Here is a 13,728-nt window from a genome sequence, read left to right on the forward strand (position 1 = left end):
TTCGCGAAACCGTCAGCCCGGGAGACGCACCGGCATCAGCAGGTACGTGTACGCGCTCTCCGGCGCCGCGAAGTTGCCGGAATCGTCGGGCTCGATCTCGTCCTCGGTGGCCGGGCGCAGCACGGCGGGGCGGCTGGGGGTCGTGAAACCGAACAGCACCTGCTCGCTGTGCAGCGAGGACAGTCCGTCGATCAGGTAGCCGGGGTTGAAGGCGATCGTGAGCGGCTCACCCTGGAAGACCGCGTTCAAGCCTTCTTCTGCGCGACCCGCATCGTCGCCACCCGCGGAGAGGAGAAGTCCCTCGGTGGAGAACTGCAGGCGGACCTGCGCGCCGCGCTCGGCGACGAGGGCAACACGCTTGATCGCCTCGACGAGCGGAGCGATTTCGACGGTGGCCAGTGCCGTGTGCTCGGACGGCAGCAGCTGCCGGAACTTCGGGAACTCGGCGTCCAGCAACCGGGTGGTGGTGCGGCGGCCGTCGTTGACGATGCCGAGGAGCCCGTCGTTGCCGACCGCGGAACCCGAACCGAGCGCCAGCTCGACCGGCGAAGTGGCATCTCCTGCAAGCGTTTTCGCCGATTCGGAGAGCGTCTTTGCGGGGATGAGGACGGCCGCGGTGGTGTCGGGGTTCGCCGGCGACCACTCGAGTTCACGGACTGCGAGACGGAACCGGTCGGTGGCGGCGAGCACGATCGCGTTGCGTTCGATCTCGACGCGGATGCCGGTGAGCATCGGCAGGGTGTCGTCCTTGCCCGCCGCGACAGCCACCTGACTGATCGCTTCGGAGAACACGTCGGCGGGAATCGAGCCGGTCTGCTGCGGCAGCTGCGGAAGCTGGGGATAGTCCTCGACCGGCATCGTGGGCAGGGAGAACTTGGCGCTTCCGCACGTGATCAGCACGCGGGTGCCTTCGAGGGTCACGTCTACCGGCTTGTTGGGAAGCGACTTCGTGATGTCGGCGAGAAGCTTGCCGGAGACGAGGACCTGACCGGCGCTTCCGACCTCGGCTGCGACCCTGACCTGGGCCGACACCTCGTAGTCGAATCCGGAAACCGTCAACCCTTGCTCGGTCGCGTCCAGGAGAACACCGCCGAGAACGGGGACAGGAGGCCGCGACGGCAGACTGCGAGCGACCCATGCCACTGAATCAGCGAATTCTTCCCGGGAGACACGAAACTTCAGGCTTCCAAGCTCCATCGCCGGGTTGTTCCTCTCGGTAGGCACGGTTGTTCGCCACGGTCGGGCCGTGACCACAGCACTGCAGTCTTTCACAGAGCGGCGATGCATAACCGTATGCCCTCGAGGACGAAGTTGAAAGCGGAACCGTCGCGTCCTCGAGTCGCCGACCGAGGCCTGTGAACCGACGCTGTCCCCAACCCTGTTTTCAAAGAGGTTTTTATAAGAATTAATGAGAAGTACTATTAGGTCCTGTGGAATCTGTGGACGAAGGCGTGTAGCCGCTGGTCCGTCCGCGTCGTCGTGTGGGGAATTCTCGAGGACAAACTCGAGGACCAATCCGGCACCCATGTGGACTACTCGAGGTTGTTCAAAGTTCTGCACGTTCTGTCCACAGAGATTCCACCTCATCCCCACACTTATCCACAGGTGTGCATGCTTTATCCCAGGTCCCGGCGTCGGCGTGTTGCATCGGCGTGTCGTGTCGGCGGGGGTTCGCGCAAGCCTCGAGTAGACCCTCGAGCGGTACCTCGAGGACCCGCTCGAGCCAACCCTCGAGGACCGGCTCGAGGAGCCCCTCGAGTTGCCCGCGAGACTGCGGTTCCCCCGAAACGACCTGTGCCCCCGGTAGGCGAGCTACCAGGGGCACAGGGGAGGCAGGTGTCGGTGACTACCTCTTGGAGCGCTGCTTGATCCGGGCGGTCAGCTCCTGGACCTGGTCGTAGACCTTGCGCCGCTCCGTCATCTCCTTGCGAATCTTCTTGTCCGCGTACATGACGGTGGTGTGGTCGCGGCCGAAAGTCTGCCCGATCTTCGGCAGGGACAGATCGGTGAGCTCGCGGCACAGGTACATGGAGATCTGGCGGGCGGACGCCAGCGGACGTGCCTTACCGGGGCCACAGAGGTCGTCGATGGACATGTTGAAGTACTCCGCGGTGACCGCCATGATCGTCGCCGCATTGATCTCGAGACTCGACGAGTCCGGCATCAGGTCGCGCAGCACCACCTCGGCGAGCGTGAGGTCCAGGGGTTGCCTGTTCAGGGACGCAAACGCCGTCACACGAATGAGGGCACCCTCGAGTTCCCGGATGTTGCGTTCGATCCGGGAGGCGATCAACTCGAGGACGTCGTCGGGCACCTCGAGCCGGTCCATCCGGGCCTTCTTGCTGAGGATCGCGATGCGGGTCTCGAGTTCAGGTGGCTGAACGTCGGTGATCAGGCCCCATTCGAACCTGGTACGCAGTCGTTCCTCGAGTGTCGCCAGCTGCTTCGGCGGCCGGTCGGACGAGACGACGATCTGCTTGTTCGCGTTGTGCAGGGTGTTGAAGGTGTGGAAGAACTCCTCCTGGATACCTTCCTTGCCCTCGATGAACTGGATGTCGTCGACCAGCAGCACGTCGGTCTCGCGGTAGCGGCGCTTGAACGCCACCTTGCGGTCGTCGCGGAGGCTGTTGATGAAGTCGTTGGTGAATTCCTCGGTGGAGACGTACTTCACCCGCATCCCCGGGAACAGCCGCTGGGCGTAGTGGCCGGCGGCGTGCAGGAGGTGCGTCTTGCCGAGGCCGGACGCACCCCACACGAACAACGGGTTGTACGCGCGTGCCGGCGCCTCGGCGATGGCGACCGCCGCGGCGTGGGCGAACCGGTTGGACGAGCCGATCACGAACGTGTCGAATGTGTACTTCGCGTTGAGGCTGTTCCCCCCGGTCGCCGACGGTGCCGGGCCGGACGGGGGCTTCGTGAAGTACGACGGCCAGGATTCGTGGACGCTGGCGAGGGCCTCGCGGTCGTCGTCGACTTCCTCGAAGTCCGTCGTGTCGGAGTAGGGCTGATCCTCTCCGGAACCGAACCGGCGCCTGCGGAACGACCCGGAACTGGTGACGGAGGGCTCGAGGTGGCGAGGTGTGTGGAGAGGTTCCGGTTCGGGCCGGTGGTCCCGGCTCGGCGGATCGGATTCGGGCTCGTCGTCGACCGGGGCCGCGATACGCACACCGAGGCCTTCGACCTGCTCACCGAGATGCCGGCCGAGGGCGTGGAGGATCGGTTCACGGAGATCCCGTTCGATCGCCTCCTGCGCGAAGGGCGACGGAACGGACAGGAGCGCGAAGCCCTGTGCGAGCGTCAGCGGTTTGACGAGCGCCAACCACGCCTTCTGTCCCCTCGTCAGCGGCGGCAGATCGCCGCCGGGCGAATCGGATGTGAGGTCTGCGACGACGTCGATCCAGATCCGTGCGAGCGCATTCGGATCGTCGTTCACGTGGTTCCTCCCCAGTGTGTTCGCGGACTCGGCGCCAGCGGTGCCGAGTCGAGTGTCGGTGCCGTCGTCGAGGTGGAATCGGTAGCTTCCCCGACCTGAGGATGGACCCCGTACGGACCTACGAATATGCCATCTGAACTGTGTTTCCACACAATTATCCACAGATGTGGACAAAGTGCAGACGCCCCCTGTCGAGACGCCGTTGCATGGAGAGGAGTCCAGATCCAGCGCGCTGACCTGCGCTTATGCATGCGAAACCTGGATGAGCGGGTTCACGGACCCGGGAAGTGAAGGGTGTCAACAACCCTCGTGGCGATCCGAAGCGGCACACCATCTGTGCCCTGTGGATGAATTGTGGTGAATATGCAGATGAGAACGGTGAAGTCGAGAGCCGGGCACTCGATCAGGGTTCATCGGCGAGACCATGCATAGACGCTAGCAACAGTGTCGGCAACCTCACAGCGGTTTGGCACATTGGAAGTTGGGGTGCAAGCATTTGTCGATCCTCGGCGTGTCGGTCAACCGATTCGCGGGGGAATCGCAGGTGAGCGAGTTTGACCTGACCGTGAGTGGTAAGTACTCTCGAACAGTCACCCTGTGGTGAGGTGGCGGTTTCGTGCTGGCTCGAGTCCAGTTTCGAGGTCGTTCCATCCCCACCCTGTGGATGAACACCTGAGTTTTCGCCAATGTTAGATCCATGACGCCGGGAGGCGTCGATGAACTTCGAGGAGTGTTGACCGTGGCCAAGGGCAAGCGGACGTTCCAGCCGAACAACCGACGCCGCGCGCGCGTTCACGGCTTCCGTCTTCGTATGCGGACCCGTGCGGGTCGTGCAATCGTTTCGGCGCGTCGCCGTAAGGGCCGCGAATCTCTCACCGCCTGATCCCGACACTGGGTTCGGGAGCTCGGGGTGTTGCCTGAGCCGCACCGATTGCGTCGTCATTCAGATTTTTCGTTGACTGTGCGACGTGGTCGTCGGATGGGAAGACGCGACCTGGTTGTGCACGCATTCGACCGTGCGCAGGCAGATGAGCTGGTGAGTAGCGGCGGTCCGCGATTCGGACTGGTTGTGAGTAAGGCTGTCGGGCCGGCGGTGATTCGACATCGAGTCGCACGCCGGCTTCGTCATATCTGCATCGACCTCGTGGACGTGGTTCCACGGGGAACCGATGTGGTGATTCGGGCTCTTCCGGGAGCTGCGACTGCAAGTAGCCGGGACCTGGAGAAGCAACTTCGTGCAGGTCTCCTTCGATTGGACCTTCTTGCGCCCGTGAGTACCTCCGCATGAAAAGCGCACTCCACGAGTCGCGCGCCGACACGGCCGAGGCCACCTCCTCGGCCTCTTCCGCGTGGAAGTCGGTCCGTGCGTTACCGGCGCGCACTCTCATTTTCTTCATCGAGCTCTACCGGACGTATGTGTCGCCCCTGAGGATGCCGACCTGCCGGTTCATGCCGACCTGTAGCGAGTACGCGGTGGAATCCCTGCGTACCCACGGGGCGATCAAAGGCCTTTTTTTGACGGTGGTTCGGTTGGCGAAGTGTGCCCCCTGGCACCCTGGTGGGTGGGACCCGGTCCCTGCCCGTCGCGACCGTCATGCGGGTGGCCGTCGTTGCTGTCCGGCGAACGTGGACGAACAGAGGAGTACATAGAGCCGTGCTCGACTTCATTTACTATCCGGTGTCCGGGATCCTGTGGGTCTGGCACAAGATATTCGGTGCCATTCCCTTCCTCGGGCCGGACAGCGGTGTCACATGGGCACTCTCCGTGGTGTTCCTCGTGTTCACGCTGCGTGCCGTGCTGTACAAGCCGTTCGTGAAGCAGGTTCGCACGACGCGCCAGATGCAGGAACTTCAGCCGCAGATCAAGGCTCTGCAGAAGAAGTACTCCGGCGACCGCCAGCGTCAGGCCGTCGAGATGCAGAAGCTCCAGAAGGAGCACGGGTTCAACCCCATCATGGGCTGCCTCCCGGTTCTCGCGCAGGCTCCGGTCTTCATCGGCCTGTTTCACGTGCTTCGCTCGTTCAACCGCACCGGCACCGGATTCGGGCAGCTCGGCATGTCGGTCGAGGCGAACGCGAACACGCCGAACTACTTCTTCAGCGTCGAGGACGTGCAGTCCTTCCTGAGTGCTCGACTGTTCGGCGCTCCCATCTCGGCCTGGATCACCATGCCGAAGGAACAGCTCGACGCGTTTGCTGCCTACGGCCCGATCCCCACCGTGCTGAACATCGCCGTTGTCGCGGTTCCGCTGATGGTCATCGCCAGCATCGCGACCCACTTCAACTCGCGCGCTTCTGTGGCTCGGCAGAGCCCCGAGGCCGCCGCCAACCCGCAGTCCGCGATCATGAACAAGCTCGCGCTGTGGGTCTTCCCGCTCGGTGTGCTCGTCGGTGGTCCGTTCCTCCCCATCGCGATCCTCCTGTACTGGGTGAGTAACAACATCTGGACGTACGCGCAGCAGCACATCGTCTTCCGTCGCATCGACCAAGAAGAGGAAGAGAAGAAGCAGGCTGCCATCGCACGCCGGGCGGACAACGCTCCGAAGCCCGGTGCACGTCCCGATCTCACCAAGAAAAAGAAGAAGTCCGCGACCGCAACGGACGGTTCTTCCTCAGCGGACGAGCCGGAGATCGTCGAGGGCGTCGTCGAAGACAGCGCCTCCGATCAGGTGAGTGGTGACGGTTCGGCTGCGGGTACGTCGAAGCCGAAGCCCGGTGCCCGCCCCCAGTCCAACCGCGGAAAGTCCCCCAAGCGCAAGCGGCGCTGATTCAGAAAAGAGAACGAGCATGGCTAGTGAGCCTGACATCGCAGTGGACGGAGATGAGACAGACGTGACTGCAACGACGCAGAACCCGGACACCGAGGTGGATTCCGATTCTGACGACTACCTGATCGAGGAAGGGGAAATCGCCGGCGACTACCTGGAGCAGCTGCTCGACGTACTCGACTTCGACGGCGATATCGACCTGGACGTCGAGGGTGACCGTGCTGTTGTCAGCATCGACGGTGGAGACGATCTCACCAAGTTGGTCGGGCGCAAGGGTGAGGTGCTGGACGCACTCCAGGAACTGACTCGCCTCGCCGTGCAGCAGGCGACGGGCGAACGTAGTCGCCTGATGCTCGACATCGCCGGATGGCGTGCCGGCCGTCGCGCCGAACTGACCGAGCTGGGTTCCTCGGCTGCCCGCCGCGTACTCGAGAGCGGTGAACGCGAGGAGCTCGCTCCGATGACGCCGTTCGAGCGCAAGATCGTTCACGACGCGGTCGCGAAGGTCGATGGCGTGTCGAGCGAGAGCGAAGGCGCCGAGCCTTCACGTCGCGTGGTCGTCATCAAGGACTGATCCACAGAAGCATCACCAAGGCGGGGCTCCCGGATCCATCTCCGGGAGCCCCGTCTTTTCGCTGTCCGTATGTCGCGATCCGTCACTTTGGCTTCGTTTCGTTTCACGTGAAACACGCACCCCTCCCCTCCCCCACCGAGAGGTCGGGTGTCCGCGGCGAGATTTCGTGCGCCACCGTCGCGTGACTGCGCTGTCTCAGGACTTCGTGGACAGTGCGGGCGGGTAACTTCGCCACCGGTCCGCCGACCTTCGCCCCCGATCGTGCCGTCTACCTTCGCCTTGTTCACCGTCCGGATGAGGGTTTCCAGGATGGACCAGAGCACCCGCAGCTCGCTCTCGATCGCGGCGTGCGCGCGAGCGCTTCGACGAGATGACTCTTCACCGTCTCGGACGTCCCGGAGGCGGCCGAGTCCACCCGGCGATGCGCCCCATCGATCAGCGGCGGGAAGCGAGAATCGCTGACGATATCCCCGCAAGTAGGTGGGGTCGCCGGCATCGTCTGGAACTCTTTCAATAACCTCGGCGGCCTAGGCCGAGTGGACTCGAGCCCGGGTCTATGGGCGGGGGTCAAAATTGGGATGCCGCACCTCGCTCAGTTTTGAAGGGGCCGCCCGCACGTGAATCCGTCGGGGCGCTGTGGGCGAAGCGATCGAGTTACTCTCCTGCCGCCGACGACTGCTGGGATCGTGGAGAAGGGTGCGGGGTCCATCGAAGCTCTCCTCTGCTCATCCGGCGATGGTGAGCGGAACGATCCGCAAGTGTCCGCGATGTCTCGAGACATACCACTCCCGCGTCAGTGGTTCGGTGCGATGAGTTTCGATGCTTCTCGAAGTCCACATCATTGAAGCGATCGAAGCGGTGCCGTCGACTGGATGGAGTGAACGATGAGCGAGGACGAACGACAGATCCGGGATCTGATCGACCGTTGGGCTGAGGCTGTGCACAGTGGCGACATGGCCGGGGTTCTCGCGGACCACTCCGACGACATCGTGATGTTCGACGTGCCACCGCCATACGAGGGCGCTCGTGGAATCGATGCGTATCGCGAGACATGGCCGCCGTTCTTCGAATGGCAGTCGCAGGGTGCCAGGTTCGAGATGCTGTCATTGGATGTGACGGTCGGCGAGGATGTTGCGTTCGCCCATGCGCTCCTCCGCTGTGGAATGGAAGCGGAGCTCGCCGACAATCCGGAGAACCGGCTCCGCCTCACAGTGGGGTTGCGAAAGGAAGATGGTCGTTGGCTCGTCGCTCACGAGCACCACTCCTTCCCGGACACCACGGTCTGACCCATCGCGTATGTGGAGTCCACGGGCCGTCCATTTTGGACGTTTTCGAAGGAATTTAGGTTGTAGTTTCACCCACCCAACCACACCCGGGAGTTTCGTCACTGTGATGATTGAAAACTCGGGCTTCGTCGGAGTGAAGCTGTCGAGAGCTAGCGTCGAGTAGGCGTGGATGGCTTCGCCTTAGTTGTGAGGTCGGCCATGCGCTGGACCCTTGCGTCTGCCGAGTTGGGACGGCGGCCGGGTAATGCACGGACGGGTCGGTTCTGTTCCACGTGAAACACTAGGACAGTTGTTCCACGTGAAACCGCCCGCGCCGAATGCGATCAGACGGACCAACGTCCCGGGCGCGCACCGGCGCAGAACAATCTCGGGCCGGGATACGGCCGGCCCCAGACAGCCCCCTTGCGATCCGCCGCCTGTTCCACGTGAAACATGCGCGCGTCGATCGCCCCGATGTTGATCCGCAGAACCAAATGACGCGATGTGCGCGAGATCCATCGCAGAGAGGGTTCACCGGCGAGGCGACGGCGGGACACCGCCGAGTCGAACGGGTGCTTCACCGCCAGTGCACACCCAACCCCTCCCCTCCCCCACCGGAAGGGGGTGCGGCTCGACACTGTTCCGGCGTTGCGCGTTCGAGTTAAGGGACATAGTCGTGACGGAGGGCGGATAATAAAGAAGCTGTGTTTGTTGATTTCGCGTTATTCGCGGGAGGATGTTTCACGTGGAACCGAATGGTGGAGAGCCGGCCGAATGGGACGAACAAGCGGCGGCACGCCAGGTGTTCGGTGAACGATTCGATATCGCGGAGCGCTACTACAAGTCGCTGGCGACCGACGGTGTCGAGCGGGGGTTGATCGGGCCCCGGGAGGTTCCGCGACTCTGGGAACGCCATCTCCTCAACTGTGCCGTCGTCGGTGAACTGATCGCCGAGGGTGAGTCGGTCGTCGATGTCGGCAGCGGTGCCGGGTTGCCCGGTATCCCACTCGCGATCGCCCGACCCGATCTCCGGATCACGTTGGTGGAGCCGCTGCTGCGACGGTCGGTGTACCTCGCTGAGTTCGTCGAGTCGAACGGTCTGGACGTGCTGGTGGTCCGGGGCCGGGCCGAGGAGTCGGGGGTGGTGAAGGAAGCCGGCGGCGCAGACGTCGTGACGTCCCGCGCGGTGGCGCCGTTGGAGAAGTTGGCCAAGTGGTCGCTGCCGCTTATCCACGAGCATGGGAGAATGCTCGCATTGAAAGGTTCGAGCGCCGCCGAAGAGATTTCCCGTGATCGCGCTTCCCTGACTCGGTTGGGTGCTGGCAAGCTGGATATCGTGGAATGCGGAGTGGGCCTGCTTCCTGTCCCCACCGTTGTCGTTCGGGCAGAACGTGTACCGAAACGCCGTCAGCGTCGATGACGATGTCCACGGTGACTAGGGAGTGAATATGTCGAGTAACGAGCGATTCCCAATTGAAGGAGTAGTCAATGTCGGGTGGGCCTGAATCCGCCGTTTCACGTGAAACAGTTTCACGTGAAACCGACCATCAATCCGACCAGGCGACGAGCTCCGGGAACGGAGACGACGGATTCACGGCCCCCTACAACGGAATCTCCGTCGAGGAGACTCCGATCGGTGCCGCCGCGCACCGCGCGAGTCAGGTACTGCACCCCCACTCGGTGAGTCTGCCGAAGCCGCCCGAACGGCGGATCCTCACGATCGCCAATCAGAAGGGCGGCGTCGGTAAGACGACGAGCGCGGTCAACCTCGCCTCCGCCCTCGCGGTTCAGGGACTCACCGTTCTGGTCATCGACCTCGACCCGCAGGGCAACGCCAGCACGGCGTTGGGCGTCGCCCACCACTCCGGTGTGCCGTCCAGCTATGAGCTTCTCCTCGGTGAGGTGACGGCTGCGGAGGCGATCCAGAAGAGTCCGCACAACGACCGGCTGTTCTGCATTCCGGCCACGATCGACCTCGCCGGCGCCGAGATCGAATTGGTCTCCATGGTCGCCCGCGAGGGACGGCTCAAGGGCGCGCTCTCGGAGAAGGCTCTCGGCGAGGTGGATGCCGACTTCATCCTGATCGACTGCCCGCCCTCGCTCGGACTGCTCACGGTGAACGCGATGGTCGCGGCCAAGGAAGTTCTGATCCCGATCCAGTGCGAGTACTACGCCCTCGAGGGTGTGGGACAGCTGCTGCGGAATATCGAACTGGTGCAGGCACATCTCAACCCGGATCTCCACGTGTCGACGGTCCTTCTCACGATGTACGACGGGCGCACCAAGTTGGCCGACCAGGTGGCCGAAGAGGTCCGCACCCACTTCGGTGACGCCGTCCTCCGTGCCGTCATTCCCCGCAGCGTGAAGGTGTCCGAAGCGCCCGGGTACGGCATGACCGTGCTCGATTACGACCCCGGCTCGCGGGGTGCCATGAGTTACCTCGACGCGGGACGTGAACTCGCAGCACGCACCGCACACATCACGAAGCAGGAGCAGCGATGAGTCAGACGCGTAAGGGTGGACTTGGCCGTGGACTGGCCGCGCTCATTCCTACGGGACCGACCACGACGGGACCGGGGCTGGGCAACGCCGCCGCGGACGTCGTGATCGGCGCGGACCGACGCACCGTACTGACCGCTCCCGCGCCGAACTCGTCGGACTCTGCGACGGACGAGAAGACCGCTCCCGCGTCCACGGGAAACAATGGAGGGAGCAACGGCGCCGACGGCGAATCCGGGAACGGTGCTCAACCCCTCCCCTCCCCCACCGGGGCGGTGTACCGGGAGATCGCCCCCGACCTGATCGAGCGGAACCCCAAGCAGCCGCGTCAGGTGTTCGACGACGACGCTCTCGCCGAACTCGTCCACTCGATCCGTGAGTTCGGGTTGATGCAGCCGATCGTGGTGCGTCCGCTCGACGACGGCAAGTTCCAGCTCGTCATGGGCGAGCGTCGGTGGCGTGCCAGCCAGGAAGCCGAGCTGGAGACGATCCCGGCGATCGTTCGCGAGACCGGCGACGACGCCATGCTTCGCGACGCGCTCCTGGAGAACATCCACCGCGTGCAGCTGAACCCGCTCGAAGAGGCCGCGGCGTACCAGCAGTTGCTCGAAGAGTTCGAGGTGACCCACGAGGAACTGGCGGCGAAGATCGGTCGCTCGCGTCCCGTGGTGACGAACATGATCCGACTGTTGAAATTGCCGATTCCCGTGCAGCGCCGCGTCGCGGCGGGTGTGCTGTCGGCCGGGCACGCTCGCGCCCTGTTGTCGCTCGAGGCCGGAGCCGACGCGCAGGAGGTGATGGCGGCACGCATCGTCGCGGAGGGCATGTCTGTTCGCGCGACGGAGGAGGCGGTGACGCTCGCCAACCGCAGCGACGACCAGGCGGCGCAGCCCGCCCAGCGCCGCAAGCCAATCCAGATGCCGGGCCTGCAGGACGTCGCCGAGCGGCTGTCGGATTCGTTCGACACGAGGGTCACGGTCAGCCTCGGCAAGCGCAAGGGCAAGATTGTGGTCGAGTTCGGTTCGGTGGACGATCTTCAGAGGATCGTTGGGATGATGGAGGCACAGAAGGCCGATTCATGAGCGCCTGAGAGAGGTAGAAGTACCCGCGGGTGATCCGTCACTGTGACAGTGGCCGCTGACGGACCGACTCCAGCAGAACTATCGGGGGCGAAAAACGTTGAATACCAGAGGATGTCGAATGATCTGCGGTAGTGACATATGGAGGCTGAGCTAGCCAGTGTCGACTCACGTCACATCGCTCACTCTCGACGGCTTGGACAAGCTCTCCGCCCACGCTCGTCGCTGTGTCTTCTGGGAAATGGATCCCGCGGCGATCCACAGTTCGCGCGGATTCTGCGATCAGGAGTTCGAGAAGGAAGCCTGGCTCTCCATGGTCATGCTCGAATGGGGATCGTGCGGACAGGTGGCCGTCATGGACGGCAAGCCGGTCGGCAGCGCCCTCTACGCTCCCCCGCGGACCGTGCCGCGCGCGCAGCTTCTCCCGACCGCTCCGGTCGGTGCCGACGCCGTCCTCCTCACCAGCCTTCGGCTCGAGCCGGCCGGTGAAGAACAGAATCTGGGAACCACGTTGATCCAAGCCGTGGTGGCCGATCTGGTGCGCCGCGGTGTTCGCGCGCTCGAGGCGTTCGGTATCCGCAACACCGACGGAACCGGGCCGATCGACACACACGGGATGGCGTCAGCCACAGCGGCCCGCGAGTGCTCCCCCGAGGAGTGCATGATCCCCGCCGAATTCCTCGAGGACAACGGCTTCGAAATCGTCGCGCCCCATCATCGGTTCCCGCGCCTACGGCTCGAGCTGAATCGGGATCACGGGTGGAAGGAAGACGTCGAGGCTGCCCTGGAGCGTCTCATCCACACCGCGACGGTGAGCATGGTCGACATCGGGGAGCGCACACCCGTCGGTGCGCACTGAGCGTTCGGGAACGAGACGTCAGGAACGTTCGGAGGAAGACAGCTCTTCGGCGAGCAACTCGGCGAACGTGAACGTTCCGGTCGGCTGATCGTCCTGACCGAGCAGGTACAGACGCTTCACGGAGATGAGGATCGCTTCGGCGATGGCGTCGCGCGCCCGCGGGTTGGAGAGCACCGCGGCGTCGAGGTCGTTGGTGAGGTACCCGAGGTCGATCTGCACGGTCGGCATGTTCGTCAGGCGCAGCAGGTCCCAGGTGCGACCGTGGGTCCGGCAGTCCTGCAACGGCGTGCGCGCCACGATCTCCCGCTGAATGAATCCGGTGAGAACCTGACCGATCATCGACGTAGAACCGTGCGAGTTACCGAAGTGGAAGCTCGCGACACCGTTGGCGGACGGGCTGGTGTTGCCATCGCAGCGCAGCGAGATCATCAGGTCGGCATCGAAGGCGTTCGACGTGGATGCGCGTTCGATGTCCGTGGGATTGGCGTGGTGCGGGCGGGACAGGAACGTCTCCATGCCCGTGGCGGCCATGCGGCCCTCGAGGCGGCTGGCGAGGTCCCACAGGATGTCGGACTCCGAGATCGTGCCATACGCGGACCGGACGATGGTGCCGTAGGTGTCGCCGCCGAGGCCCGGATCGATGACGATCCGCTTGCCGCTCAGCTGGGGTCCCGAGCTGCGAACCATTTCCTCTTCGCTCATCGCGTGCGGTGAACCACCGGTGACGCGGGTGCCGAGCAACTCGAGCGACCGCAGGGTTGCCGGACCGCAGATGCCGTCGGCGGCGATCCCGATCTCCCGCTGGAACGAGGACAGCGAATCGTGGGTCTGCGGTCCGAAGAAGCCGTCGACGCGTCCGACGTAGAAGCCGAGATCCTGCAGGCGGGTCTGCAGGGTGGCGACATCGTCGCCGTAGAGCGGTGCGGACAGCTGGTAGATCAGCGTGCGCGCGCCCAGGCGGTACGACGCCTCTTTCATGGACCGGTAGGTGGCAGGACCCACGATTCCGTCGACGAGAAGCCCACGCTGCTGCTGGAAGGCCCGTACGGCGCTGTCCAGGTGATGATCGAACACGGCGTCGGGGGCGATCCAGTGCGAACCGTTGGTGCCTTCGCGCCGGGTGTCCGCGATGCCGTTGTGCAGGAAACCGAGACCGGCCAGAGTGCCCCGAATCTCAGCAACGGCCGGACCATGGTCGCCGTGACGGAGTCGGTGCATGTTTCAGGGCCTCTCAGTCCGAATCAACGAGTAC

Annotated in this window: 13 protein-coding genes; 10 read left to right on the forward strand and 3 right to left on the reverse strand. The window is 64.0% G+C overall.

Annotation, left to right across the window (positions count from 1 at the left end; genetic code table 11):
• Positions 1 to 12: 12 nt before the first annotated feature.
• Both dnaN and dnaA read right to left on the reverse strand, forming a co-directional pair.
• Complete coding sequence (dnaN, locus tag AC1D1G_RS00375) at positions 13 to 1,197, reverse strand: DNA polymerase III subunit beta (protein ID WP_005249107.1); 1,185 nt, start codon at positions 1,195 to 1,197, stop codon at positions 13 to 15.
• A 649-nt stretch (positions 1,198 to 1,846) separates the two neighbouring features.
• Positions 1,847 to 3,433: a chromosomal replication initiator protein DnaA gene (gene dnaA, locus AC1D1G_RS00380; RefSeq protein WP_011596259.1), complete on the reverse strand. Its 1,587-nt coding sequence runs from the start codon at positions 3,431 to 3,433 to the stop codon at positions 1,847 to 1,849.
• Between the two features lie 739 nt (positions 3,434 to 4,172).
• Between dnaA and rpmH the strand changes: the two genes are divergently transcribed.
• The 10 genes from rpmH (at position 4,173) to AC1D1G_RS00430 (ending at position 12,476) form a co-directional block, all read left to right on the forward strand.
• Positions 4,173 to 4,316, forward strand: coding sequence for a 50S ribosomal protein L34 (rpmH, locus tag AC1D1G_RS00385; protein ID WP_005263481.1), 144 nt, complete (start codon positions 4,173 to 4,175; stop codon positions 4,314 to 4,316).
• A gap of 27 nt (positions 4,317 to 4,343) precedes the next feature.
• Positions 4,344 to 4,721 carry a ribonuclease P protein component gene (rnpA, locus tag AC1D1G_RS00390; RefSeq protein WP_280783060.1) on the forward strand — a complete coding sequence of 126 codons (378 nt, stop codon included), beginning with the start codon at positions 4,344 to 4,346 and terminating at the stop codon, positions 4,719 to 4,721.
• Positions 4,718 to 5,083, forward strand: a complete 366-nt coding sequence (yidD, locus tag AC1D1G_RS00395) for a membrane protein insertion efficiency factor YidD (RefSeq protein ID WP_280783059.1) — start codon at positions 4,718 to 4,720, stop codon at positions 5,081 to 5,083. Before rnpA ends, yidD begins: the two co-directional genes overlap by 4 nt.
• Positions 5,084 to 5,087: 4 nt before the next feature.
• A complete protein-coding gene (yidC, locus tag AC1D1G_RS00400; protein ID WP_280783058.1) occupies positions 5,088 to 6,200 on the forward strand; it encodes a membrane protein insertase YidC in 1,113 nt (370 codons plus the stop codon).
• Positions 6,201 to 6,219: 19 nt separating this feature from the next.
• The gene (locus AC1D1G_RS00405) at positions 6,220 to 6,774 is read left to right on the forward strand and encodes a Jag family protein (RefSeq protein ID WP_005249113.1); all 555 of its coding nucleotides are present in this window, start codon (positions 6,220 to 6,222) and stop codon (positions 6,772 to 6,774) included.
• 884 nt (positions 6,775 to 7,658) lie between these two features.
• Complete coding sequence (locus AC1D1G_RS00410; protein ID WP_477950473.1) at positions 7,659 to 8,060, forward strand: nuclear transport factor 2 family protein; 402 nt, start codon at positions 7,659 to 7,661, stop codon at positions 8,058 to 8,060.
• 715 nt (positions 8,061 to 8,775) lie between these two features.
• On the forward strand, positions 8,776 to 9,459 hold the full coding sequence (gene rsmG, locus AC1D1G_RS00415; RefSeq protein WP_005249117.1) for a 16S rRNA (guanine(527)-N(7))-methyltransferase RsmG: 684 nt from the start codon (positions 8,776 to 8,778) through the stop codon (positions 9,457 to 9,459).
• Between the two features lie 68 nt (positions 9,460 to 9,527).
• The gene (locus tag AC1D1G_RS00420) at positions 9,528 to 10,541 is read left to right on the forward strand and encodes a ParA family protein (RefSeq protein WP_005560835.1); all 1,014 of its coding nucleotides are present in this window, start codon (positions 9,528 to 9,530) and stop codon (positions 10,539 to 10,541) included.
• Positions 10,538 to 11,620, forward strand: coding sequence for a ParB/RepB/Spo0J family partition protein (locus AC1D1G_RS00425; protein ID WP_105416920.1), 1,083 nt, complete (start codon positions 10,538 to 10,540; stop codon positions 11,618 to 11,620). The genes AC1D1G_RS00420 and AC1D1G_RS00425 overlap by 4 nt, the downstream gene beginning before the upstream one ends.
• A 157-nt stretch (positions 11,621 to 11,777) precedes the next feature.
• Complete coding sequence (locus tag AC1D1G_RS00430) at positions 11,778 to 12,476, forward strand: GNAT family N-acetyltransferase (protein WP_280783056.1); 699 nt, start codon at positions 11,778 to 11,780, stop codon at positions 12,474 to 12,476.
• A gap of 18 nt (positions 12,477 to 12,494) precedes the next feature.
• On the opposite strand, the gene AC1D1G_RS00435 is transcribed toward AC1D1G_RS00430, so the two are convergent.
• The gene (locus AC1D1G_RS00435) at positions 12,495 to 13,694 is read right to left on the reverse strand and encodes an N-acetylmuramoyl-L-alanine amidase (protein WP_005560831.1); all 1,200 of its coding nucleotides are present in this window, start codon (positions 13,692 to 13,694) and stop codon (positions 12,495 to 12,497) included.
• Positions 13,695 to 13,728: the final 34 nt, after the last annotated feature.

The sequence above is a fragment of the Rhodococcus sp. P3_B8 genome (assembly GCF_056402775.1).

What these genes read in the sequence shown, in the direction of transcription:
- dnaN (WP_005249107.1), bottom strand. Translation starts at nt 1,197, where the DNA reads ATGGAGCTTGGAAGCCTGAAGTTTCGTGTCTCCCGGGAAGAATTCGCT.
- yidD (WP_280783059.1), top strand. Translation starts at nt 4,718, where the DNA reads ATGAAAAGCGCACTCCACGAGTCGCGCGCCGACACGGCCGAGGCCACC.
- AC1D1G_RS00405 (WP_005249113.1), top strand. Translation starts at nt 6,220, where the DNA reads ATGGCTAGTGAGCCTGACATCGCAGTGGACGGAGATGAGACAGACGTG.
- AC1D1G_RS00410 (WP_477950473.1), top strand. Translation starts at nt 7,659, where the DNA reads ATGAGCGAGGACGAACGACAGATCCGGGATCTGATCGACCGTTGGGCT.
- rsmG (WP_005249117.1), top strand. Translation starts at nt 8,776, where the DNA reads ATGTTTCACGTGGAACCGAATGGTGGAGAGCCGGCCGAATGGGACGAA.
- AC1D1G_RS00420 (WP_005560835.1), top strand. Translation starts at nt 9,528, where the DNA reads ATGTCGGGTGGGCCTGAATCCGCCGTTTCACGTGAAACAGTTTCACGT.
- AC1D1G_RS00425 (WP_105416920.1), top strand. Translation starts at nt 10,538, where the DNA reads ATGAGTCAGACGCGTAAGGGTGGACTTGGCCGTGGACTGGCCGCGCTC.
- AC1D1G_RS00435 (WP_005560831.1), bottom strand. Translation starts at nt 13,694, where the DNA reads ATGCACCGACTCCGTCACGGCGACCATGGTCCGGCCGTTGCTGAGATT.